Consider the following 25727-nt stretch of genomic DNA (forward strand, 5'->3'; position numbering starts at 1 on the left):
AGAATTTGATATTTGTAAACTGAGCAGACTAAAAGGACATAACTACACCATGGCGCAACAGCCTGCCGAGAGCGGAAAACTGAAAAAATCCCTAAAGAAATACATGCTCACTGGAGTGCTGGTATGGCTGCCCATTATTGTAACAATCTGGGTAATCAGTTACATCATTGGCATGGCAGACCAGCTTGTCAACATTTTACCGGCACGCTGGCAACCACAGGCATTTTTGGGGTTTAAACTTCATGGTATAGGTTTGCTGGCGGCGCTTATAATTGTATTTTTTACCGGTTTACTGACAGCAAATGTGTTAGGACGCAGAATATTGGCTGCTTGGGACGCTTTTTGGGGACGTATTCCGGTCGTAAAAAGCATTTATTCCGGCGTTAAAAAAGTATCTGAATCATTATTGTCAGATTCCCGCCAGTCGTTTAAAACACCTGTACTGATACCGTTTCCGCATCATGATATCTGGACTATAGGATTTGTTTCTGGCCACATACCAGATAATATTGCGTCTGCCCTGCCTCATCAGACTGGCGATACACCAACAGACGAATATATTTCTGTATATGTACCTACTACGCCCAATCCTACTGGTGGCTACTATATTATGGTCAACAAGAAAGATGTACGCGAAATAGATATGAGTGTGGACGATGCACTGAAATATGTTATTTCGCTAGGCATGGTACAGCCAGATGAACCTCCACATAAACAGTCACTACAGGCTATTTTCCCGTTACACAACCCAGCCAAACCGCACTAGTACCGCACTTGGCAGGGATAATATTCCTGATGACAAAATTAACCGTAATCACTGCAACAAAGGCATTAAAATGCGAACCAACTATTGTGGCTTAATTAACGAGCAATACCTCGACCAGACTGTCACCGTACAAGGCTGGGTACATCGCCGCCGTGACCATGGCGGTGTAATATTTATTGACTTGCGTGACCGAGAAGGCATTGTACAAGTAGTTATAGACCCGGATACACCCGAAGCATTTACCTTGGCCGACTCTGCCCGTAATGAATATGTCCTGAGCATTACTGGTCGTGTTCGCGCACGCCCAGAAGGTACCAAAAACGATAAAATGATCTCTGGCGGCATTGAACTCTTAGCCAAAGAAATTGATATACTCAATACTGCCGCTACCCCTCCTTTTCTGATTGATGATGAAAGCATCAGTGAAAATGTGCGCCTAACCAACAGGGTAATTGATTTGCGCCGTCCAGTTATGCAGAATAATCTGCGTCTGCGCTACCGTGTCGCTATGGCTGTACGCCGTTATCTGGATAGTCAGGGATTTATTGATATCGAAACACCGATGCTTACCCGCTCCACTCCGGAAGGCGCCCGCGATTATCTGGTGCCAAGCCGTGTCTTCCCGGGTGAGTTTTTTGCCCTGCCTCAGTCTCCTCAATTATTCAAACAATTACTGATGGTGGCGGGATTTGACCGTTACTACCAGATTGTTAAATGTTTCCGTGATGAAGATTTACGTGCTGACCGTCAACCTGAATTTACCCAGATTGACTTAGAGACTTCGTTCCTTAGCGAAAACGAAATCATGGATATCACGGAAAACATGGTTAAACTGGTATTTCAGGAAGCATTATCCGTAGATCTGCCAACTTTCCCACGCATGAGCTGGCATGACGCCATGTTCCTGTATGGTTCAGACAAGCCGGATTTACGAGTAAACCTGCAATTTACCGAGCTTACAGATGTCATGAAAACGGAAGAATTTAAAGTATTCCGTGCTGCTGCCGACATGAAAAACGGCCGAGTTGTGGCATTGCGCGTACCTAACGGTGCCGGATTGAGCCGTAAAGAAATCGATACTTATACCGAGTTTGTAGGCATCTATGGTGCCAAAGGTCTGGCTTATATCAAGGTTAACGATATCAGCAAGATAAACAATAGCGAAGACAGTGGCTTGCAGTCTCCGATTGTGAAATTTCTCTCTGATAGCGCATTGCAGTCGATTATTGTAAAAACCGGCGCTCAGAATGGCGATATCATTTTCTTTGGCGCAGACAAGGCAAAAGTCGTGAATGAAGCCATTGGTGCCCTGCGTATCAAAATTGGCCATGAACACGGTGCAGCCAATGGCTACTTTACCGAAGAATGGCGCCCATTATGGGTAGTTGATTTCCCCATGTTTGAATATGATGAAGAAGAACAACGCTGGTCTGCCATGCATCACCCGTTTACTGCACCCAAAGCGGGCCATGAAGACCTACTGGTAAGCGCACCTGAACAATGTCTTGCCCGTGCTTATGATATGGTGTTAAACGGCTGGGAAATCGGTGGTGGTTCCATCCGTATTCATCGTGCTGACATTCAGGAAAAAGTATTTGCTGCATTAAAAATTGCGCCAGAAGAACAACAGAATAAATTCGGTTTTCTACTAAGCAACCTGAAATTCGGTGCGCCACCTCATGGTGGTCTGGCTTTCGGTCTGGATCGTCTGGTTACATTGATGGCTGGTGCTGACTCTATTCGTGACGTTATTGCTTTCCCGAAAACACAACGTTCACAGGACTTACTGGTAGATGCACCAAATCATGTTGATGAAAAACAACTGCGTGAATTAGGCTTGCGCTTACGTCAGAAAGCTCAAACTGAAGAACAGAATTAATTGCTTTATGCAATAAAAAACTGCCTGATAGCTGTCAGGCAGTTTTTTTTATCAGAATCATCATTGATGATGAGAGTTAAAATAGAATGGGTATCAAAGCTAAATCAAGCCAGAATCAGCGCGCTTTAAAATTCAGAGCACTGGATTAAACCGAATAATATTAATTATTGATTAATCAACGCTTTTTTAACCAGACACCCGATTCAATATGTGGTGTAAAAGGAAATTGGTCAAACATCGCCGCCCGCTTAACTTCATGCGTCGTTAGAAGTATTTGCAGGTTTTCGTGCAAAGTCACAGGATTACAGGACACATAAATGATATTGTCAAATTTTTGTAACAATTCAAGCGTTGCCTGATCAATACCGGCTCGCGGAGGATCGACAAAAACCGAACTGAACTGATAATCAGCCAGATTAATGTGCTCGCTTGCCAGACGCTGAAAAGTTCTGACACCGGTATAAGCCTCAGTAAATTCCTCAGCCGACAGCCGAGCCAGCGCAATATTAGTTATCTGGTTGATTGCAATATTCCAGCGTGCAGCCTGCACAGAAGTTTTTGATACCTCAGTAGCCAGTACTCGGCGAAAATGGCGAGATAGAGGCAGAGTAAAATTACCATTACCGCAATATAGTTCCAGCAAGTCTCCGGTATTAATCGTTTGCGCCACATTTACAGCCCAACTCAGCATAGACTGACACACTTCTGCATTGGGTTGAGTAAAGCCCCCTTCCAACTGTTTATACTGAAATATCTCCTGATTTACATTTAAGCGTTCAATAACATAATCACGCTCCAAAACCACTTTCTGCCCCCGACTGCGTCCCAAAACCTGAACACCCAGTTTAGCAGCCAATTTTCTGGCTGCGTGCATCCAGCCATCATCCAGCTTTTTGTGATAAATCAGCGTTACCAGCGTGTCACCTGCCAGCGTGGTTAAAAACTCAACCTGAAACAGCCGTGCCTTTAACAACTCGCTGGCCTGTATACAATCCAACAGCTTGGGCATCAATGAATTTATATTTTCATGGGCGACAGAAAAATTACGCAATTTGTGAACATTGCCGGCGCTGGCTTTTTCACCCGGCGTAAACATAGCATAACTGCACTCATCCCCATCATGCCAGATGCGAAATTCAGCGCGCATCCGGTAATGCGATGCAGGCGAAGTAAAAACCTGCACTGGCGGGAAAGCGCAGTCAGCAAATAAATGTTCCAGATAAAGTTGTTTGTCAGACAATTGTTGTTGGTAAGCGGCAGTCGTCATGAAATTAACAGGCAAAACAAAAGGGAACTATTATAACAAACCCCTGTTTATTCCCGCACATCACGCTGAGTTTGCTGCCCATAATCTTCCGCTGCAATCATGGTCGCAACCTGATATGCCGTATCTTCAGCACTTTGTAATTGATTTTTCGCCTTTAAATTAATGAAATTATGTACCAGCGGAAATTTTTCCGCATTCGCCGAACGAATATTCTGCTGCATATTGGTATCCACCACTCCGGGCGCAATACTGGCAATACGTACGCGTGGATGATTCTCGGCAGCTACAACTGCTGCATGCTGATCCAGCGCAGCCTTGGTAGCACCATAAACACTCCAGCCGGCTATAGCATGACGGCCAGCGCCACTACTGATATGTGCAATACGAATATCTGCTTTAGTAGCTGCTGCAATAACTGCATTGGTTAATAATAATGGTGCAGTAATATTTACCGCTATCGCTTTAATAATCGCATCATAGTCCTGCTGACCAGTCAGTGCATTCGGTTCCACGATTCCAGCATTATTAATTAGAATCACCTCATTCTTATTTTCCAGATTATTCTGCCAACTGGCTGATTGTACAAGTGTAGCTAAAGCCTCAGCATCAGCAAAATCAATCACATATTGCAATAATCGTTCTGGCGGATTGTCCCAGCCATGTCGCGACAGACCAACCACCCTGATTTCCTGAGTCAGATAATATTCAGCCAGAGCGCGCCCCAAACCGCGATTATGACCAGTAATAATCACACAATTTTGCATATCAAATTCCTTTTCCAAGATTAACCAGATTCACAGCAGAATAATGCCCTAGCCAGACAGAATACTACTTCTGGTTCTCAACCAGAATCATTTTAAAACAGCTTGATATACATTGCGTAAAAGATTTACCTCAGCGCGATACCATTACCGTTATTATGCCTTTAAAATTTAAAAATATTAGCATAGTCACAAATGATAGCGTATTATCGCAATTTCCAATGCTGAGGAGAAAACCGATGCGAACAGACATTAACTTTTGATAAAACAACATCCGTCTGCACACCTATCCCCATTTCTTGTCAATTTAATAATTTTAAATGGTTGGCAATATAGCATTGAATTGTATGCAGTATTGAAAATCCCAAGCTTATTACTAAAGGAAATTATTATGTCATTGGGCATTATTCGTCATAACTGGGTCTTGCCTGAAGTTATGGAACTATTTCAACTACCTTTTAACGATCTTATCTTTAAGGCTCAAACTGTACACCGGCAACACTTCAATTCAAATGAAGTACAAGTATCAACCTTATTATCGATTAAAACAGGTGCCTGCCCGGAAGATTGTAAATATTGTCCCCAGTCCGGCCATTACAATACAGGATTAGATAAAGAAAAATTACTTGAGGTACAAAAAGTCATAGAGAAAGCCAAAGCGGCTAAAGCCATAGGTTCAACCCGTTTTTGCATGGGAGCAGCATGGAAACAGCCTACCGTCAGAGATATGCCTTATGTCTTAGAGATGATAAAAGGTGTAAAAGAATTAGGCATGGAAACTTGTATGACTTTAGGTAAATTAACATCAGATCAAGCCCATGCTTTGGCCGAAGCCGGATTAGACTACTATAATCATAACTTGGATACTTCACCCGAATTTTATAGTCACATCATCACTACTCATACATACAATGATCGATTGCAGACATTGGCTTACGTGAGAGATGCAGGTATGAAAATTTGTTCAGGTGGTATTCTGGGTATGGGAGAGTCAGTCAGTGATCGCGCAAATTTATTAATTCAATTAGCCAATTTACCACCACATCCAGAAAGCGTTCCCATTAATAATCTAGTTAAAGTTAAAGGTACACCTCTAGAAAATGAACCAGATATAGAACCGTTTGATTTTATCAGAATGATTGCTGTTGCCCGTATTATGATGCCAGAATCCTATGTACGTTTATCGGCAGGAAGGCAACAAATGAATGAACAGACACAGGCATTAGCTTTTTTAGCAGGAGCTAATTCTATATTCTATGGAGATAAATTATTAACAACAGCTAATCCTCAGATAGAAAAAGATCAGGCATTATTTATTAAATTAGGGATTATGGCGGAACAACAGCAGGATTACAGCGATGAAGTGCATCAAGCTGCTATAGAACAAGCTGTTATCGAGCAACATCAAGCCAAATAACAAATCAAAAGTTATCGAATTATAACTTTTTAAAATGAACTCAATCATTTCACTTTGCAGAATAGAAATTATTTAGTTGTATCAATGTGGCTTAATTATTCAATACCTCAGTTTTATTTTCCAGACAATTCTGCCAACAGGCAGATTGTCCCACCCTCATGCCACAACATGAACTGCTGGATTTACTGAGTAAGATATTACATTTAATCTGTACATACACAAACCATATTCAGTAATAATCACATAATTTACGCAGATCAAATTCTTTTTTAAATCGACCAGATTTATAGTAGGATAATGGGCAACATTCATTCCATTTGCTTATGATTACGCCATTTACTACCCCCCCCTTAACGCCTAAAACCATAGCTATCCTAAAACAGCTTGATATACACTGTGTAGAAGATTTACAGCGGCGTGGTGCCATTACCGCTTTTTTACAGTTAAAAAACATCAGCACAAGTAGTACTGAAAGCGTGTTATGGCAATTTATCGCTTTAGTGGAAAACCGTGCTGCACAAAGCTTGAGCGCTGAAGAGAAAACATTTTGGCGTCAACAAATAAAACAGCATCCACCAGTAGCCCTGTTTCCGTCTGCAAAAATCATGCAACACTGGATGCAACAGGCATTACATGCAGCGCAGCAGGCACAGTTACTGAATGAAGTGCCGGTAGGTGCAGTTGTGGTATACGAAAATAATCTCATTGGTTGTGGCTATAATCGTTGTATTACCGACCATAATATCAGCCACCATGCTGAAATACAGGCGCTAACCGCTGCCAGTAAAGCACTGAGTAATTATCGCTTACAGGATTGTGATGTATATGTCACTCTGGAGCCTTGTGCCATGTGTGCCAGCGCCTTAATACAGGCCAGAGTGAAAAGAGTGATCTATGGTACTGCTGAAATCAAAACCGGTGCTGCTGGCAGTGTAATTAATTTATTTAACAATCGCCAGCTTAATACGCATACCGCCGTTCTGGGCGGTGTACTGGCGGCTGAATCCAAAGAATTATTGCAGCAATTTTTCCGGCACAAACGCAAATCTAACCAAATAACAAATACGTCTGCCAGCAATACAGAGCTTTAAACAAGCAACCGAAGACGATAAAACTATAATATACCGAGAAAATATTATTTTAAATAAAAATTAAAGTAAATCGCAGCCAAATTTACCAATCATAATACATAATAAAATAATAAATCCTTTGCGCAATAGTTTACTGCCACCACGCATAGCCAATCTGGCACCGATTAACCCGCCAGTTAAATTAGCGACAGCCAATGGAATTGCCCAGTGCCACACCACATAATGGTTTGGAATAAAGAAAATCAGTGCGGCCAGATTGGTCGTAAGATTGATGACTTTTGAAGATGCGGTAGCAGTAATGAAATCAAAGGCAAAAAAGCGCACAAATATAAAAGCCAGCAAACTACCAGTACCTGGACCAAAAATACCATCATACAGACCGATTAATGCACCCATAAACAGACCAAAAACATATTCGCGCCGGCTAAGATGGCTCTGACGCTGAACTTGTCCAAGATCTTTTTTCAGAAAAGTATAAACCGCCATCACAATTAAAATAACCAGAATGGACGGTTTCATCCATGCTGTAGGCAGATACACCACAACATGCGAACCCAGATAGGAAAAAATAAACGCAAGAACGGCAGCTGGCAACAACATTGCCCATGGTACCGGAATACGCCTAGTGTATTGTACCGCGGCTACCAACGTACCACTGGCTGATGCAAATTTATTGACCCCCAAAACAACAGGTACACTGGTTTGTGCTGGTAAGGCTCCAAAAAGTCCTGGTATCTGTAACAACCCACCACCGCCTACAGCGGCATCCATCAAACCGGCACTAAAACCAATAATTAGCAACCACCAGATATGAGCATCACTGAACCATTCCACGATAAGTCCTGTCTAGCGCATTGCGCGGGTAGTTATACGTTTCATCAATTCCTGCTGATTACGTGGCAATCCGTCTTCACAGAAAGTCTGATACAGCACAGAACGCACTTTATCCAGCTGATTTAGAGTAGTACCGATTACTTTCCACTGGCTATTGCGTGGTTGTATCCAGCGTTTATTAACATCATCTCCAAAACCGAATACTTTCATGCGTCGTGTAGGACAATGGATGGCTTCAGTAGAGAGATTATTAATACCCTGATTGGATTGCTGATTCAAAATATAATGTACAGTATGGTCAGTATGAATAGAAATACTGTTTAGCATTAATTTTGGCTGGCCTGTATACGTCTGGTTAACATAAATGTTTGCCCATTGCTCATTAGCAGTCGGATAGGCTGGCATCGGCACAGCAAGTTCTTCCCATGCCTGATTCTCATCCGGGCCAATGTAATGTTCGTTATACAAAGTTTCCTTACGAGCTAATGCCAGAGTACAAACACTAAGTAGCATAGTCACCAGCACAGTTTTGGCAATATTCATACCAAAGTCTCCGAGACTGAATATTTTATTCAGCTTAATTATTTGGAAAAAGTATTGGCACAGTGTAACCAAAATTAAAGACTGCCTGCGCTTGAAATTAAATCCGGAAACAGACAGCCTGAACAAAGAATTATAGCTTTAATGCTGCCAATACCTGAATTTTGACTGCTTCCACCGGCTGTGTGCCATCAACACGGATATAATCCGGCGCAGTAGCACCATCCTGTTTGCCATAGAAGTCAATCAGTACTTCTGTCTGTTCATGGTATACCTGCAAGCGTTTTTTAATGGTTTCCTCCTGATCATCGTCACGTTGAATCAGTGGTTCACCCGTTTCATCATCAACACCACTTACTTTTGGTGGATTATATATTACATGATAGGTACGGCCTGAAGCCGGGTGCACGCGCCGACCAGACAAACGTTCAATAATCACTTCATCAGGTACAGCAATTTCTACTACGGCGTCCAGATGTACTTCTGCCCTTTCCATGGCTTCGGCCTGAGCCAGTGTACGGGGAAAACCATCAAACAAAAAGCCGTTAGCACAATCAGGCTGAGCAATGCGTTCTTTAACCAAACCAATTATAATGTCATCACGTACCAGACCACCGGCATCCATAATTTTTTTAGCTTCGATACCCAGTGGTGTACCCGCTTTTACTGCCGCACGCAGCATATCTCCAGTTGAAATCTGCGGAATATTGAACGCAGCAGTAATATATTGTGCTTGTGTGCCTTTACCAGCACCAGGCGCACCTAACAATAAAATTTTCATTTAAACTCCTGAATATATCTATAATTTAATCTAATATACTGTAAATAATAATATTTATTTATATGTATCCAGCCAACTGGCTCGTACACGCTCCAGATCTGTCAACGTATCAACTCCCGCAGCAGGTGCATGAGGTGTGATTTGTACGGCAATGTTAAAGCCATGCCATAATACCCGTAGTTGCTCAAGCGATTCTGCCTGCTCTAATGGAGAGGGTGTTAAACCAGAATACTGATGCAGAAATTGTACCCGATAACCATAAATTCCAATATGACGATAGACCGGTATATCCTTCGGCAACACTTCGGCACCGCTGCGCATCAGGTCACGTGGCCAAGGAATGCAAGCACGGCTGAAATACAATGCATTGTGCTGGCTATTCAGCACCACCTTAACACAATTAGCATCAATAAAATCTGCATAATCAGTTAACAAGTGTGCAGCTGTTGCCATTGGAGCACTGCTTTGTTGTAATTGCGTAGCCACTGCATTAATTAGTTCCGGTTCAATCAGCGGTTCATCACCCTGTACATTGACTACACAGTCATTATCAGCCAAATTCAGGATAGTAGCTGCTTCCGCCAGACGTGTAGTACCACTTTCGTGGTCTGTACCCGTTAATACGGCTTTAATTCCATGAGCTTCACACGCAGCCTGAATGTCTATATGGTCGGTGGCCACAACAACATTACTGGCTTTACTCAGGCGGGCACGTTCTGCTACCCGCACAACCATCGGTTTACCATGAATATCTGCTAAAGCCTTGTTGGGCAAGCGGCTGGAAGACAGTCGCGCCGGAATCAATACGACAAAATTACTCATTTGCTCGCTGTGCATTCCTCATCAGATAATTCACGCGCCTCATTTACCAGCATATAGGGAATGCCGTCTTTAACCGGATAAGCCAGCCGCGAAGCCTTACACCACAGTTCCTGTTGCTGTGGATGCCATTGCAATTTTCCCTTGCATTGGGGGCATACCAGAATATCCAGATATTTTTGATCCATTTTTTATCCTTTAATACCACACAAGTGGTAAGCGATATCTATCTTTTTTCATTCAGCCTGATGGCCGAATAAGGCATTGCCTGTTAATAATCGACACATAACATTAATGAATGACTTTACCATATATTGAAATGACGATACAGACTACACTGAAATATCCAGCCTGAACAAAATTTTCCTTGTATCCTGATTTCTGTACCATCCATCAATCCTGTACTGACAAGTCAATCTATAGAAATTTTACCAGTAGCCAGCATTAATGACATCTTTTTCATTATGAGCATGTTTTCAATGTATCAGTAGCGCACAATTGTAATCGGGTCTGAATAAATTCAGCCAAATCCGGACAGATTTGTGCCGAAAGAGGCAAAACCCAGATATTATGTTGCAAAGGTGCTGCCAACTTCACTGCATCCTTTTCGGTAATAAAAATCACATCTGCTTGAGGCCAGTCTGCTGACTTAATCACAGCGTGATCGCTCAGCGCGATAGTCTGCTTCAGCTCAATGCCCAAAGTCTGTAATGCCTGAAAAAAACGTTCTGGTCGGCCAATAGCAGCGATAGCTGCACAATTCTTACCAGCAAAGTCTGTTGCTTGTGCAGTCTGTTGTGGCTGGTTCAGGCAATAAAAATCAGCATAATTTAATCTACTGTAACCACACCACTGTGTTTTTAGTATGCCTAACTGCTGCGCTCGCTGCATCGCTATTGCATCGCCCTGACTGAATATTATCCCATCAGCCAAATGCAAACGACCAAGTGGTTCACGTAATGGTCCATTAGGTAATAAATCCATGTTTCTGCCAATATCTGCTGCCGGAAACACCACAATTTCCAGATCCCGCTTAAGGGCATAATGTTGCAGACCATCATCACTTAGCAAGAGCTGCAAATTCGGATGTGCCTGTAGCAATGCTTTACCCGCAGCCTCACGTGTACTGGCAACAGCAATCGGTGCCTGAGTTTGCTGAAACAGCATCAGCGGTTCATCTCCGACTTCTGAAGCAGTAGTACAGGCATTGATAATTATCGTATCGTTGCTGGAACGTCCATAGCCGCGGCTAATGATACCAACCTTAATCTGCCGCTGCTGCAACGCCTGAACTAATGTAGCCACTAAAGGGGTTTTACCCACACCGCCAACATGAATATTGCCGATTACCACCACCGGACAGGACAACCGTTTACTGGATAATAGCCCGACTCGATAAAGCCAGCGGCGCAGCATGGCTATTATTTGAAAAATCCGTGCCAGCGGCCATAACAGTATGGTCAGCCCTGTATGTGGATGTTGCCAGTGGCGTTGTATCAAACCGGCTAACCAGCCCATAATTCTGCTCATAAATGACAAAATGGCACTATACCACGGTGTATACACAGAACTGAAACCCTGTTGAAAAGGCCGTATAATATGTGCACCACAATATCGCTCGAAATATGGTGTTTTATGTCTGATTTCTTTGCTCCAGCTGCATTAAGCGTCTCTGAACTCAATGCATGTGCCCGGCAATTACTCGAACAGAATCTGGTTGGTTTATGGATTGGCGGCGAAGTCTCCAATCTTACCCGTGCCGCCAGCGGACACTATTATTTCTCTTTAAAAGATGCCCGCGCACAGGTTCGATGTGTACTGTTTAAAGGCGTGGCACAGCAACTTAGCCAGCCCTTACAGGAAGGCGATGACCTTGAAGTATCTGGAAAAATCAGCATTTATGAGGCTCGTGGTGAATTTCAGATCACCATCAATGCCGTCCGGCATAAAGGTTTGGGGCAATTATACGAAGCTTATGAACGACTGAAACAACAATTAACTGCGGAAGGTTTATTCTCTCCTCAACGTAAACGCCAGCTACCACCCCATCCAAAAGTAGTGGGCGTAGTCACCAGTCTGGCCGCAGCAGCTTTGCGTGACGTGGTAACAACGTTACGTCGACGTCATAGCGGCATCAGCGTGATTGTCTATCCGACTGCGGTACAGGGCGCCGGCAGTGAACAGCAGATTGCAGCTGCCATAGCCACAGCCAACGAACATGCACAGGCAGATGTACTGATTATCTGCCGTGGTGGTGGCAGTATTGAGGATTTATGGTCTTACAATGAAGAAATCGTGGTACGAGCCGTAGCAGAAAGTGCTATCCCTAGCGTTAGTGGTGTTGGCCATGAAACCGATTTTACCCTCACCGATTTTGCTGCCGATGTGCGCGCTCCTACCCCTACAGCAGCCGCAGAACTGGTTAGTCCAGATATGGCACAATTACGGCATACCGTTGCTCAATGGCAAACCCGCATTTGCCAATTACTGCAACAGCGCTATTACGATGCTTCACAGAAACTCGACTGGTTGGCGCGTCAGTTAAAACATCCGCAACAAAACTGGCAGCAACAACAGCAGCAACTATCAGACTTGCAACGCCAATTACAACTAAGCATGCAACGTCAGCTCAGACAGCAACAACAAAGTCTGATACAGCAACAGCGCAACCTAAACAGCTTACGGCCACAGACTACCCATGCGCAGCAGGCACTTGCTTACCGTGAACAGCAGTTGCGGCAATTTTGGCAAAATATTCTGTTGCGAGCTCAGCAGCGATTACAACAGCAAGCTTCAGTACTGGAGGCTGTTTCACCTTTGCAGATTCTGGCCAGAGGTTACAGCGTGGTAACCAATCAGCGCGGACACATTATTAATGATGGCAGCAAACTGAAAACCGGTCAGTATCTTAATATCCGCTTCGCCACAGGTGAACGACGTGTACAAGTAGCTCCTGCCAAAGTCCAGTCTGATTTATTTGATAATTAAGCTTTACTGATATAAATCAATAATTTTAAAACGAAAAGACAACCATTAAACGATGAAAATCTATATCGTACTTTCTTAATATTGTTAACAATAAAAATCAATATTAAGCGCAGTAATTAATCAGATTATTTGCTAGCTGAAATTGGCATTTTTCTAACAGATTATTTTATTACCATAACGAGTAAGTGAGCACTAATTCCCCTCTATAGTATAATTGAATATTATTTTGGCAAAAAGCCATATCGCATCTTGCAAAAGTAAAAATCAAAGAAAATTTATATTGACAAAATCAACATAAACATATACTTATCTAAAATACAGAGTGGAAATAATCACCTAATTAATAAATTAAAACCGATCAGTAAACTCATTTACAGCATTGAAATCAAAAAACAACACAACACGATTCAACACCATCAATGAAATAGAATCAGATTGTGATAATGTTTATTTTCAAGGAGTAAAAAAGACAGCACTTTATATACAGCCCAAAGGAAAACAATAAATAATTATTTAAATTCTGTTCAAAAAAATTCATTAATAATATATAAGAAAAATCAATTATTACCAAAGAATTTATTCAAACTACTTCATAATTAATTAAGATAGTTTTTAAGTTGAAAAGTCAATAAAAAAATCTTCTCTCAAAAAAATCAAACTTTTCTTTCTTGTGGTTCCCGTCCAACCCAGTCACAGACAAATTGCCACGCCACCCTGCCCGAGCGGCTGCCTCGACTCTGGCTCCAGTTAAGTGCTGCACGTTTAGTAGTGTCATCCAGATGTAAACCAGCTTGTGCCAGCCAATTTTCTACTGCCTGCAAATAAGCATCCTGATCAAATGGGTAAAAGCTCAGCCACAAACCAAAGCGATCAGACAATGATACCTTTTCTTCTACTGCCTCTTGTGGGTGGACTTCGCCACCACTACCTGTCTGGGCAGTATTGTCAGCCATATATTCAGGCATCAGATGCCGACGATTAGAAGTAGCATAAACCAGCACATTGTCACAACGTTGCGACAAGCCACCATCAAGTGTGGTTTTCAGAGCCTTGTAAGCATCGTCACCGTCTTCAAACGACAAATCATCACAGAACAAAATAAATTTTTCTGCTCGTTGCGCCAGCATAGTCAACAGTGCCGGTAAAGTGAGCAAATCACCTTTATCCACTTCCACCAGACGCAAGCCCTGAGCAGCATACTGATGCAATAATGCTTTAACCAGTGATGACTTACCCGTACCACGTGCACCAGTCATTAATACATTATTTGCTGGCCGGCCTACCAGAAATTGTTCAGTATTACGTACCAGTTGACGTCGTTGCTCATCTACTGCTGCCAGACAGTTCAGGGCAAAAGTATGTGGATGAGGCAGGCTTTCCAGAATACCTTTATTACCCAGCTTATGCCAGCGATAAGCAACCGCCGTCCAGTCTGGTTCCTGAGCTAATGGAGGTAAGATAGCATCGAGTCGCTGTAATACAGTTGTAGCCAGCTGTATCAATTCCTTGCGTTTCATCTCTAGTTTCCTGTTACTTTAATTCGTGGTCTTATGCCTGCTTCTGTAACAACAAAGCATATGGTGCATTATGTACCCGATTAATAAAAGCATATTTTAATACTGCTATCTGCTGTTGTGGTAAGCCAGCAGCCCATTCTTGTACTGCTTGAGCCTCAATTCTACCCTGTTCATGCCCCGGATATAAAACCGCAGCCAATACCCCATTGATCGCCAAATGAGCCAAGCCCGCCTGCATGGCTTTTAATGTTGTACTGGCTGTAGTTGTACAGTTTTTATCTGCTCCCGGTAAATATCCCAGATTAAACATGATAGCACTGACCTCACCTTCAATATAATTATCCAGATACTCATGTCCGGCCTCAATCAGCTCAATCCGTTCACTCAAACCAGCATTTTTCAGTCTTTTATGGGTTGCCTGCAATGCAGCTTTCTGGATATCAAAGGCCATTACCTTACCTTGTTCACCAACACAGGTAGCCAGAAAAAGAGTATCGTGCCCGTTACCCGCTGTAGCATCTACCACCGTATCACCAACCTGCACTACTTGCTGAATACTGGTATGCACAAAGTCCAGAATATTTAAAAGCATAAACCTATTATTATTTGTAGTTGATACATAGCAATATCTGATTACATTTACCAACCAATGCCTATCAAAGGCATCAGCATATTTTCATGTAAACAAAATACCTGCGCCCACAAAGTGAATAGTATTCTTGTCCGTACCACAGCATCTGAGCAGACAAGTACTTATATTCAGTTGAATCCTACATACCCAATTCACGTAAAAAGCGAATATCGTCAGCCCAGCCAGATTTCACTTTTGCCCAAACCTTTAAAAATACTTTGGTTTCAAACAGCTTTTCCATATCTAAACGTGCTTCAGTGGAAATCTTTTTTAATTTTTCCCCACCTTTGCCAATCAGAATACCTTTCTGGCTATCTTTATCCACCAGAACAGCAATATAAATCTGGTATAGCCCATCCTCTTCGGCAAACTGCTCCACTTCAACGTTCATAGCATAAGGCAGCTCTTCACCCAGATAGCGAAACAGCTTTTCACGCACAATCTCCATGGCCAGAAATCGTGCCGATTTATCTGTTACCATATCTTCAGGATAAAGCGGGATTCCCTGTGGCAACATGGGTTTAAGTATGTGTATCAGTTGAGCCACACCCAAACCATGCTTGGCACTAACCAATGCTACTTTAGCAAAAGTAAAGGCTTGCTGTACTTCATCAATGAAAGCCTGCATGATAGTCTGGTCTTTTGCCTTATCCTTATCCACTTTATTAATCACCAGCACCACGGGAACGCGCTGTGGTAATTGTTGCAAAACTTCGCGATCTGCATCAGAAAACCGTAAAGCCTCAACCACAAAAACAATCACATCCACACCAGCTACTGCTTCAGTAACATTCTGATTCAAACGGTCATTCAGCGCATTACGGTGATATGTCTGAAATCCTGGCGTATCAACAAAGATCAATTGTGCTTCATTATCAGTATAAATACCATTAACTCTATGGCGGGTAGTCTGAGCCTTTTTACTGGTAATACTGATTTTCTGGCCAATAAGGTGATTCATTAATGTCGATTTACCCACATTCGGGCGGCCGACAATGGCAACAAAGCCACAGCTAAAATTGTCTGACGGAGATGGATAATTATGACTAGGCACTTCAGACATACACTCTTTCCAAAAGATATAAAATAACCACAGCGTAGCGAATAATAAACTGGCATTTTCCAAAATATGGAATTTTAAAAGACAATAAATTTACCAATGCAACGTTGCAAAATCAGATTATAGGCTACTAAGTTGCAAAGCAAAAATATAAACTATCGGGTTCATGAATACATTGCGCTGGTGATGCAATTTTTTACCCGGTTTGATTACCATATTATTGAAACTTCAGCATATTAGCAATTACCGATATATTACAAATAACGCTCAGAATACATCAAACTGACAAAATAAAATTACCACAATTGATTAATGAATATTTTCAAACAGTTTATGAACAATAAACGGATGAAGTATTGAAACGGGCAACATATACAAACGCCCCCAGAAATTATGATTTCTTACTGATGCAACCAGATAAAGCATGTTTTTATCGGAATTAGAAGTATTCTCAGTAATCCGCACGCATACGCAAACGTCCAAATGCGAATCTTTCACAATCAAAGTAAGCTTATCCGCAGTGTCTTCAGTTATGGTAAAAAAATGAGCTGTATTTATCTGGCCGGATTTATACTTGTCCTCATCCAGATTAGTAAACCCTTGTATAGCCCGCACGCCTGCCGGTTTGACTAGAATATCTCTAAGATTAAATAACATCCTTAGCCATTCGGGCTGATTAGATGTCATCATTTTATAAGCTTCATATGCTGTAATATTTTTGCAAATTTCTTTCTTCTGGCAATCCAGATAATCCAATTTTTCTGCAACCAGAGTAACATTATCAGGTAGCTCAGTCAGCGTTTTGGAAATTGTCTTTTGCCTGTTAATCATTTTTTTCCTTATCAATATAAATATTTAAGTAATCTGAGTGCTTATACAGGGAATACTGATTTTCCGATTAATTGGATGATATTTGCCCATACAGGAATACTTGACACTTGCTAATCGACAGCTCAGTTTTCATTATTGAATAATTGATTTTTGACAGGAATATACCTTTTCTTTAGCTTATCCCAATGATATATCATAGATACCTTTTTTGCATTCCCTTTTTCCGACCAAAGAATATCTTTCATTCCTGAATGAGACGTTGGCAGAATTTTAATAATATATTTATTTTCATGCAGTTCATGGTCACGTGTACCATCTTCATGCCAGTCTCCTGCATAATTAGCCAAATGATAGGTTGGTGCATTGAAAATAGGTAGTAATTCACCATTAATTACGGCAAATAATGTTACCGATTCATCATTTGCTCCACCACCAGCATAGCTTGTAAATGCGTTATGACGTATACCAAAAGCTAATACATTAGAGCTTAATCGATAAGGAGCAAAATCATAACGTCGTGGATTTCCAATAACCTCTTCACCTAAATCATTATCTAGTAAAAAGGCACTGCTTTGCAGATTATCACTATTTTCAATCCACGGTTTAGTCAGCAGTGAAAAGCCCTTTACCCGATCTAAATGCAGCACAGCGATGATTGTTTTACCTTTTTCTAGATAATGACAATAATCGTTATCATCTTTTTGAATGCTAGAACAAGCTATAAAAATATAGGTATCAGGCTGACTTGGCCATGCCTTTATACCAGCAAAATGCCAATTTTCCTCACTTGCCTGTTTTGCATCAACCAAAGCTAGAATTTTTATAAATTCATTTGGTTTTGAAAAATAATGACGGCCAAAATAATCAACTGGCTTTACGCCTCCCATTTCCTCTGCAAAAAATTCCCGACCAGCAGAATGTTTAATATTCGGATAAACAGCATCAAAAGAGTGCACTATTTTAGCCCAGATAATATTACTCAGTAACAACATAAAGATACATATAATTCTCATTTTTATATCGATAATTGTTAAAAAATTATTTTTTCCGATTCTTTGCCGACGGGAAATTCTTTTCTAGCCAAACCAGAGCAGTCTTCGCTGTTTGCTGTTCTGCTTCACGGCGACTATGTCCGGCCGCTTCAGTTTGAAAACCCGTTTCCCCCAAATCACATTGCACTACAAACTGCTGATTATGCACATCACCAATCTGATCTACGATTCTATACTTAGGCAATGGCATATGCCTTGCCTGTAAAGCTTCCTGTAAAAGCGTTTTTGCATCTTTACCACTATTTAGCGGATTGATATGCCGGATTCGTTCTGCATACAAGCGGCGCACCACAGCTTCGGCCGTATTGAAATCAGCATCAAAACTCACCGCAGCAAACAATGCTTCCATTGCATCTGCCAGCGTGGATGGACGTCTAAAGCCGCCGCTTTTCAATTCTCCGGTACCCAGCAACAAAGCATCACCCACTTTTAATTCAGCAGCGATTTGTGACAATGTATCCTGATTCACCAGATTTGCACGCATTCTAGACAATTCGCCCTCTGTCAGGCGTGGAAATGCCTCAAACAACATCTTGGCTACAGAATAATTTAAAATTGAATCGCCAATAAATTCAAACCGCTCATTGTGTAACGCGCTGTAACTGCGATGGGTTAATGCCTGTTGCAATAGTTTTGATTGCTTAAAGTGATAGCCAAGCATCTTCTGAACATAGCCCAAAGCATTTTCATGCCGTACATCAGTTTTTTTCATTTAACCTTCTTTAATAATAAATTAATTGTTTTTCAGGAAAGATTTTGCAATCAGTCTGACATATCAGAATCAATACATTATTGCTGCATAGACAAAGCGCAAGACAGAATCTTGCGCTTGAAATCAGCATTAGTGAATTTTGGTACCGATTCGTTTCATATCGCCCATATTCAGCCATATCAGAAACGCTTTGCCTACAACCAGTTTGTCATCTACAAAGCCCCAGTAGCGACTATCTTCACTGTTATCACGATTATCACCCATCATAAAGTATTTTCCAGCCGGAACTGTACAACTGAATCCATTGCCATCAGGATAATAAGTACATAACTCACGATCGGGAAAAGACCGTACGCCCTCAGAAATAACTGAAGGCTGTTGTGGCATCTTCAACACCTGAACCGATTTATTATCAAGCTGTTCAGTCTGTTGCTGAGCCTGAATGGTTATAGTGCCAAAATTAGGTACCTGCTCGGGATAGCTGTAAAGTTTTTGCTCGTCAGTATCGTTAACTGTCTTACCATTGATTGAAAGTGTTTTATCCTTATAAGTAACAACATCTCCCGGTAAACCAATCACGCGTTTAATATAATTGATTTTTGTTTTTTCAGGATAATTAAACACCATCACATCACCACGCTCAACCTTGCTTACGGGAATAAGCACATTATTCAGAATGGGCAGACGAATGCCATAGACAAATTTATTCACCAGAATAAAATCACCGGGAATCAAGCCCGGGCGCATTGAGCTAGACGGAATCTGAAAAGGTTCGGCCACAAATGTACGTAGTATAAATACCACCAGAATGATGGGAAAAAAACCACTCATGTAATCAGTGAAGTGATTATCATCCATCTGACCAGAATGCTTTTTCTTCTGTTTCCGGTGTACAAACCAAGCTATACCGGTAAGCAGCACGAATAGCAGTAATACCGCGGTAAAGCTCATCAGTGTTGACAACAGGCCAAAAGCACCAACCAGCATCAGCAGATAGCCCCATTGCAATGCACCACTCCACTCGCCATTTTCCCCGCGCACTTTTGCACTCTTGAAAAATAGCAGAATACCCAGTACCAGTAGTACCGCTGCGCCTATAATCATCGTATTCGACATATATTAATCTCCAACCTGCAAAATCGCCAGAAAGGCAGTTTGCGGAATTTCCACGTTGCCTACTTGTTTCATGCGTTTTTTACCGGCTTTTTGTTTTTCCAATAATTTTTTCTTACGGGTGATGTCACCGCCATAACATTTAGCCAGCACATTCTTGCGCAGCGCCTTAACATTTTCGCGGGCAATAATCTTACCGCCTATTGCCGCCTGTACTGCAATATCAAACATCTGGCGCGGAATCAGTTCACGCATTTTGGCTACCAGTTCCCGGCCACGATGAACTGAATTACTGCGATGCACAATCAGACTGAGCGCATCAACCTTTTCACTATTGACCAAAATATCCAGTTTCACCAAGTCTGCGGCTCTAAATTCAAGAAATTCATAATCTAATGAAGCGTAACCACGTGAAGTTGATTTTAATCGATCAAAGAAATCCATTACCACTTCATTCATAGGCATATCATAGGTAAGCATTACCTGCCGCCCCATATACTGCATATTCTTTTGTACCCCACGTTTCTGGTTACATAACGTCATTACTGCACCAACATATTCCTGTGGCAGCAATATAGTTGCAGTGATAATGGGTTCATAAATCGCATCAAGAGTACCGATGTCCGGCAATTTGGATGGATTCTCAATTTCAATACGTTCGCCACTTTTCAGCAACACTTCATATACCACTGTTGGTGCAGTGGTAATTAAATCCATGTCAAATTCTCGTTCCAGCCTTTCCTGCACAATTTCAAGATGCAATAGGCCGAGAAAGCCACAGCGAAAACCAAAGCCCAGCGCCTGAGAAACCTCCGGCTCAAATTTCAGCGCTGCATCGTTGAGCTGTAATTTCTCCAATGCTTCGCGTAACGCATCATAATCGTGACTTTCTACCGGATAGAGACCGGCAAACACTTGTGGCTGAACCTCTTTGAATCCGGGTAAAGGTTCACTGGCCGGCTCGCGAGCCAAGGTGATTGTATCCCCCACCTTTGCTGATCCCAACTCTTTAACACCAGTAATCAGAAAGCCTACATCACCAGCTTTAAGCTCTGGTTTCTGAACAGATTTTGGCGTAAATACACCCAGCTGTTCGACCTGTGTCTCGGCGCCTGTGGCCATGAAGCGAACTTTATCCTTCAGGCGCACGGTTCCATCTACCATACGTATCAACATCACTACGCCAACATAATTATCAAACCATGAGTCAATAATTAATGCTTTTAATGGTGCATCAGCCGTGCCAGTAGGTGCAGGGACCTTTTTGACAATTTCTTCCAGCACATCTTCTATACCGATACCACTTTTAGCCGAACAGCGCACAGCGTCCATAGCTTCAATGCCAATAATGTCTTCTATCTCTTCGATTACCCGTTCTGGCTCTGCTGCCGGCAAGTCAATTTTGTTCAATACCGGCAGTACTTCTACACCTAGATCAATTGCGGTGTAGCAATTGGCAACAGTTTGTGCTTCTACACCCTGTGAGGCATCAACCACAAGCAATGCACCTTCACAGGCAGACAGCGAACGCGATACTTCATAAGAAAAATCCACATGTCCCGGAGTATCAATCAGATTAAGCTGATAAACCTGACCATCACGTGCCTTATATTGCAAGGCTGCTGTTTGTGCTTTGATAGTAATGCCACGTTCTTTTTCGATATCCATGGAGTCAAGTACCTGAGCACTCATCTCCCGATTTTCAAGACCGCCGCAATACTGAATGAAACGATCAGCCAGTGTAGACTTCCCATGATCAATATGGGCGATAATAGAGAAATTACGTATATTATTCATGCAAGCCAATAATTAATTAATTCAGTCAATAGCGTCCCGGCATCTTCAATATCAGACACCAGAAAACCAAAAATAACTGCCCATTTTAACGGAATGAGCCCAAGTTCGCCGAAAAATTTATAATCGACAATTTTTTTAAATTCACTAATATTGCCATATTCAATTCTCATCACTACTATAAATCAGTAGTGTTAACAAAATATGTCATATTATTGACAGATTTAGCCTTTATCAATTATTCTGAAAGAATATATTTATATACATCTTAAACATTATAAAGCTCTAATCACATGACTATAACTTTATTAAAAAGGATCACTAAATATATCCTTTTTAGCACAATAGCCATCCTAATTTTTTTGATACTGCTTTATCAATTAATAAGCAGACAGGCTATGCCCTATACCTTCACAGACAGCAGCCAGCTCACACCGCGTCATGTAGGTCTTGTATTAGGTACGGCAAAGTATTTACGCAATGGTCAACTAAATCCGTTTTATCAATACCGTATTGAGGGTGCCGTTAAACTTTATCAGCAAGGAAAAATTAAACATTTGCTTCTGAGCGGAGATCATTCTCGTAAAAATTACAATGAACCAGAAACCATGCGCCAAGACTTAATTCAAGCGGGCATTCCTGCTTCATCTATAACATTGGACTATGGCGGACTAAGAACTTTAGACTCTGTACTTCGTGCAGAAAAAATTTTTCAGGTAAACAGTTTTACCATAATTACGCAAAGCTTCCATTGTGATCGTGCCATACTTATCGCCAGAAAGCATCAGCTAGATGCACAATGCTATGCAGTAGCAGCTCCAGGTGGCAAAAACTATGCAAAAGTAATAGTCCGTGAGATTTTAGCACGTGTTAAAGCTGTAAGTGATTTATATATCAAAGATAAACAACCTAAATTTTTGGGAAAACCAGAACCAATACTTTCCTCTGCACAAGACTAATCAACTATTTAAATACAAATTTACTGACAATAACAATACTTTCAAGCAACAAGTTAGATACACAATATCGAAAATCACCTACAAAAAGAATACAATATATCTAAATTTAAATCAGTGGCCCATATGAAAGTGATTTCATGCTTAAAATTAGTACTCAGTTTGATGGTGGTAATATAGAAATTGTAGATGCTCATACGCCTAGCAACATTCGCCTGAAATTACCCAAAGACAACGCAGCCAACATCCGCCAATGGTTTTATTTCCGTGTACAGGGTGCGGCCTACCAGAATCTTCAGCTACACTTTATCAATGCTGCCGACTCCGCCTATCCTGCTGGTTGGGAAGACTATGAAGCAATGTGTTCTTATGACCGGATCAACTGGTTTCGCGTTCCTACCACCTACGAAAACGGAATACTTTGCATTAATCACACCCCATTGGCAAACAGTGTCTATTACGCTTATTTTGAACCCTATTCTTATGAACAGCATCTTAATTTGCTTGGTGACTCACAAAGTAGCGGACTGTGTCAAATAGAAGACTTAGGTAGCACAATACAAGGGCGTGACATTAATCTATTAACTATCGGCAATCAGGCCGCCAGTGATCTGAAAATATGGATTATTGCTCGCCAGCATCCAGGCGAAACCATGGCCGAATGGTTTGTTGAGGGCGTACTTAACCGTCTGCTTGATCATCAGGATCCGACAGCTCGTGCGCTACTTGATCGGGCTACTTTTTATATTGTTCCTAACATGAATCCAGATGGTTCAGCATTGGGTAATCTTCGTACTAATGCAGTTGGTGCTAATTTAAATCGTGAATGGTTAAATCCCAGCATGGAACGCAGTCCAGAAGTTTTTGTAGTCCGGCAAAAAATGCAGGAAACCGGTGTTGATTTATTTCTGGATATTCATGGTGATGAAACCATTCCTTATGTATTTCTTTCCGGTAATGAGGGTATCCCCTCATTTGATGAACGGCTGTATACATTACAGAAACAATTTAAACATGCCTTTCTGGTGGCCAGTCCAGATTTTCAGGATAAATATGGTTATGAAAAAGATGCACCGGGCGAAGCAAATCTAAGTCTTGCCACATCTTATATCGGTGAAACCTTCAAGTGCTTAGCCTATACATTGGAGATGCCATTTAAGGATAACCATCAATGGCCTGATGATGATTTTGGCTGGAACGGACAGCGTTCACTACGCTTGGGTGAAGCCATTCTAAGCCCAATATATGCCATACTTGATAGTTTGCGTTAATTTCCGCATGTTGTATCCTAAACTTGAACATATTACAGGCTTTTTTTGTATTTTTTAGTAAAATCAAATGATTAAAAATTACATGCGCCGCATAATAAGGATGGGTTATATGTAATCATGTTGTCTATATTCATTAACAATGCTTAGGAAACAATCATGAAAAAAAGCATACTTGTGTACAGCATCATCAGCGTTCTCTCTATGGCAGCCTGCTCCCGGGATGAATCAGCCTCATCACCGCAATTAAGCTGTAACAGTGAACAGTTGCACAACCAGATTCAACAAACTCTGCAAGCCGGTATTGATAACAATGCCCGTCAGTTTGCCCAAAATGACAGTCGACAGTTTGTTGATGCCGAAAAAGTTATTGGTGCCAGTCACGAACTGAGTATTGCTTTGTCAGAAGGTAAATTAGACAAAGACGCTAATGGTAATCCTATTTGCAGCAGTAAATTAAAGATTACTATTCCGACCAATATCTGGCAGCAAACCCAAGCCAATGCACCATTGTTATTTGGTAAATCAGATTTTATTGCTCAACTTAATCAGCAGCTACAGGGAAACGAAGTTACACAACGTGATGGTGTTTTTACCAAAGCTGTTAAATATGCTCCGGTGGCCAGCAATACTAATGCAGCATCAGCAGCCACCGCTGCCAGCAATTTTGATCAGGCAGGTATTCAGACATTCGCTACAGTTCTGGGGAATGCTTTGCTGCCATTTGGTATTAAAGATACAGTGGTCATTGCCGGCCATACCTACAATCGTGCCGACGCTATTACCCTGATCACCAATCCTAATGCAAAGGTATCGCCAATAGATCAGCCAAGCGCAACTGCGCAAATGGCCAGTGCGATTCTTAACGGACATATACCTGCTATAGGCAACGACAACCAGACTGATAGCAATAATAATGCAGATAAAATTTCAGAAAACAACAGTAAACCAACTGAGATTACGGCTAATCAATTGCAACTAGCACGGGATAATAACCGCAATGCCAACAGTGTTATTAATACACACTGGCGTAATCTTGATGATACTGTACGCAAAACATTACAGCAGGAAGAGCAGAAATGGATAGCCCGTAAGAACAGTCAATGTCAGGAAAAAGCTGCGAAAGCAGACACACCGGCTCATGCAGAATTCCTGCGACTGGAATGTGATACTCAGATGACTAACGAACGCATTAAGTATCTGAGTGGCTACGCATTACATTAATCCATAATTTCAAAGCGGGCATCAGCTATAATGTTTATTGCTGATGCCTGTTTTTAATCTCGTTAATATAGTTGTACTGAACTAAAAAACATGTACATACATATTAAATTATGCCTTAATTGTGCACATTACACATTTTCTCTACACCTACTGGACATAAATGTACAAAGTGCTGATATGAAATTTTCATAAGCATTATTAAGGTAATGACGGCAGAAAATCTAAATGTCCTGATTGCAATAAACTTAGAATCAGAATGGTATAAAGCGAATGAGAATATCTCTCTGAAAAGACAGTAAATTTGCCATAACGTTGAAGCAGGTAAATCCAGACATTAATAAAGCAAAACTTGAAAATGGCAGTACGGTAAGATAGCTTACATTCTCTACATTGGTTCATATACCAGCGAAAATAGTACAATACAAA

Annotated in this window: 25 protein-coding genes; 8 read left to right on the top strand and 17 right to left on the bottom strand. The window is 41.5% G+C overall.

What is annotated here, in order from left to right; translation table 11 throughout:
• The first annotated feature begins 49 nt into the window (after positions 1-49).
• Together MJ761_RS03395 and aspS are read left to right on the top strand one after the other, a co-directional pair.
• A complete protein-coding gene (locus tag MJ761_RS03395) occupies positions 50-766 on the top strand; it encodes a DUF502 domain-containing protein (RefSeq protein ID WP_093090377.1) in 717 nt (238 codons plus the stop codon).
• A gap of 70 nt (positions 767-836) precedes the next feature.
• Positions 837-2645: an aspartate--tRNA ligase gene (gene aspS, locus MJ761_RS03400; protein WP_093090375.1), complete on the top strand. Its 1809-nt coding sequence runs from the start codon at positions 837-839 to the stop codon at positions 2643-2645.
• 175 nt (positions 2646-2820) lie between these two features.
• Here aspS and trmA read toward each other — a convergent pair whose 3' ends face one another.
• Positions 2821-3912, bottom strand: coding sequence for a tRNA (uridine(54)-C5)-methyltransferase TrmA (gene trmA / locus MJ761_RS03405; protein ID WP_093090373.1), 1092 nt, complete (start codon positions 3910-3912; stop codon positions 2821-2823).
• 47 nt (positions 3913-3959) lie between these two features.
• Positions 3960-4676, bottom strand: coding sequence for an SDR family NAD(P)-dependent oxidoreductase (locus tag MJ761_RS03410; protein ID WP_093090371.1), 717 nt, complete (start codon positions 4674-4676; stop codon positions 3960-3962).
• 388 nt (positions 4677-5064) lie between these two features.
• On the opposite strand from MJ761_RS03410, the gene bioB reads away from it, so the two are divergent.
• Both bioB and tadA read left to right on the top strand, forming a co-directional pair.
• Positions 5065-6090 carry a biotin synthase BioB gene (gene bioB / locus MJ761_RS03415; protein ID WP_093090369.1) on the top strand — a complete coding sequence of 342 codons (1026 nt, stop codon included), beginning with the start codon at positions 5065-5067 and terminating at the stop codon, positions 6088-6090.
• Positions 6091-6413: 323 nt separating this feature from the next.
• Entirely contained in the window at positions 6414-7181 is a 768-nt protein-coding gene (gene tadA / locus MJ761_RS03420; RefSeq protein ID WP_093090367.1) for a tRNA adenosine(34) deaminase TadA, read from the top strand.
• Between the two features lie 60 nt (positions 7182-7241).
• Here the strand turns inward: tadA and MJ761_RS03425 are convergent, their stop codons facing one another.
• The 6 genes from MJ761_RS03425 to lpxK all read right to left on the bottom strand — a co-directional run bounded on the left by MJ761_RS03425 (position 7242) and on the right by lpxK (position 11685).
• Positions 7242-8018 (bottom strand): sulfite exporter TauE/SafE family protein, encoded by a 777-nt coding sequence (locus MJ761_RS03425; RefSeq protein WP_369796814.1) that lies wholly within the window; start codon positions 8016-8018, stop codon positions 7242-7244.
• Between the two features lie 9 nt (positions 8019-8027).
• Entirely contained in the window at positions 8028-8558 is a 531-nt protein-coding gene (locus tag MJ761_RS03430; RefSeq protein ID WP_093090365.1) for a CNP1-like family protein, read from the bottom strand.
• A 130-nt stretch (positions 8559-8688) separates the two neighbouring features.
• On the bottom strand, positions 8689-9336 hold the full coding sequence (gene adk, locus MJ761_RS03435; RefSeq protein WP_093090363.1) for an adenylate kinase: 648 nt from the start codon (positions 9334-9336) through the stop codon (positions 8689-8691).
• Between the two features lie 54 nt (positions 9337-9390).
• On the bottom strand, positions 9391-10158 hold the full coding sequence (gene kdsB / locus MJ761_RS03440; RefSeq protein WP_093090362.1) for a 3-deoxy-manno-octulosonate cytidylyltransferase: 768 nt from the start codon (positions 10156-10158) through the stop codon (positions 9391-9393).
• Entirely contained in the window at positions 10155-10343 is a 189-nt protein-coding gene (locus tag MJ761_RS03445; RefSeq protein WP_037405459.1) for a Trm112 family protein, read from the bottom strand. Before MJ761_RS03445 ends, kdsB begins: the two co-directional genes overlap by 4 nt.
• A gap of 274 nt (positions 10344-10617) precedes the next feature.
• A complete protein-coding gene (gene lpxK, locus MJ761_RS03450) occupies positions 10618-11685 on the bottom strand; it encodes a tetraacyldisaccharide 4'-kinase (RefSeq protein ID WP_239392848.1) in 1068 nt (355 codons plus the stop codon).
• Between the two features lie 105 nt (positions 11686-11790).
• Between lpxK and xseA the strand changes: the two genes are divergently transcribed.
• Entirely contained in the window at positions 11791-13143 is a 1353-nt protein-coding gene (xseA, locus tag MJ761_RS03455; RefSeq protein ID WP_093090359.1) for an exodeoxyribonuclease VII large subunit, read from the top strand.
• Positions 13144-13796: 653 nt separating this feature from the next.
• On the opposite strand, the gene MJ761_RS03460 is transcribed toward xseA, so the two are convergent.
• The 9 genes from MJ761_RS03460 to MJ761_RS03500 all read right to left on the bottom strand — a co-directional run bounded on the left by MJ761_RS03460 (position 13797) and on the right by MJ761_RS03500 (position 22029).
• Positions 13797-14660: an ATP-binding protein gene (locus MJ761_RS03460; protein WP_093090358.1), complete on the bottom strand. Its 864-nt coding sequence runs from the start codon at positions 14658-14660 to the stop codon at positions 13797-13799.
• A gap of 31 nt (positions 14661-14691) precedes the next feature.
• Entirely contained in the window at positions 14692-15252 is a 561-nt protein-coding gene (gene mnmM, locus MJ761_RS03465; RefSeq protein ID WP_093090356.1) for a tRNA 5-(aminomethyl)-2-thiouridylate-methyltransferase MnmM, read from the bottom strand.
• 178 nt (positions 15253-15430) lie between these two features.
• Positions 15431-16354, bottom strand: a complete 924-nt coding sequence (gene era / locus MJ761_RS03470) for a GTPase Era (protein WP_093090354.1) — start codon at positions 16352-16354, stop codon at positions 15431-15433.
• A 306-nt stretch (positions 16355-16660) separates the two neighbouring features.
• The gene (locus tag MJ761_RS03475) at positions 16661-17182 is read right to left on the bottom strand and encodes a DUF2867 domain-containing protein (protein WP_093090352.1); all 522 of its coding nucleotides are present in this window, start codon (positions 17180-17182) and stop codon (positions 16661-16663) included.
• 122 nt (positions 17183-17304) lie between these two features.
• On the bottom strand, positions 17305-18174 hold the full coding sequence (locus MJ761_RS03480) for a hypothetical protein (protein WP_093090350.1): 870 nt from the start codon (positions 18172-18174) through the stop codon (positions 17305-17307).
• 46 nt (positions 18175-18220) lie between these two features.
• Positions 18221-18946, bottom strand: a complete 726-nt coding sequence (gene rnc / locus MJ761_RS03485; protein ID WP_093090349.1) for a ribonuclease III — start codon at positions 18944-18946, stop codon at positions 18221-18223.
• A gap of 129 nt (positions 18947-19075) precedes the next feature.
• Positions 19076-20062 (bottom strand): signal peptidase I, encoded by a 987-nt coding sequence (gene lepB, locus MJ761_RS03490; RefSeq protein ID WP_093090347.1) that lies wholly within the window; start codon positions 20060-20062, stop codon positions 19076-19078.
• Between the two features lie 3 nt (positions 20063-20065).
• A complete protein-coding gene (gene lepA / locus MJ761_RS03495; RefSeq protein WP_093090345.1) occupies positions 20066-21856 on the bottom strand; it encodes a translation elongation factor 4 in 1791 nt (596 codons plus the stop codon).
• Positions 21853-22029 (bottom strand): hypothetical protein, encoded by a 177-nt coding sequence (locus tag MJ761_RS03500; RefSeq protein WP_176715014.1) that lies wholly within the window; start codon positions 22027-22029, stop codon positions 21853-21855. Before MJ761_RS03500 ends, lepA begins: the two co-directional genes overlap by 4 nt.
• A 222-nt stretch (positions 22030-22251) precedes the next feature.
• On the opposite strand from MJ761_RS03500, the gene MJ761_RS03505 reads away from it, so the two are divergent.
• The 3 genes from MJ761_RS03505 (at position 22252) to MJ761_RS03515 (ending at position 25301) form a co-directional block, all read left to right on the top strand.
• On the top strand, positions 22252-22812 hold the full coding sequence (locus tag MJ761_RS03505; RefSeq protein ID WP_176715013.1) for a SanA/YdcF family protein: 561 nt from the start codon (positions 22252-22254) through the stop codon (positions 22810-22812).
• Positions 22813-22949: 137 nt separating this feature from the next.
• The gene (locus tag MJ761_RS03510) at positions 22950-24080 is read left to right on the top strand and encodes a M14 family metallopeptidase (protein ID WP_093090341.1); all 1131 of its coding nucleotides are present in this window, start codon (positions 22950-22952) and stop codon (positions 24078-24080) included.
• Between the two features lie 156 nt (positions 24081-24236).
• Positions 24237-25301 carry a lysozyme inhibitor LprI family protein gene (locus MJ761_RS03515; RefSeq protein ID WP_093090339.1) on the top strand — a complete coding sequence of 355 codons (1065 nt, stop codon included), beginning with the start codon at positions 24237-24239 and terminating at the stop codon, positions 25299-25301.
• Positions 25302-25727: the final 426 nt, after the last annotated feature.

This window comes from Snodgrassella communis (genome assembly GCF_914768045.1).
In the GTDB taxonomy this organism is placed as follows: Bacteria; Pseudomonadota; Gammaproteobacteria; order Burkholderiales; family Neisseriaceae; genus Snodgrassella; species Snodgrassella communis.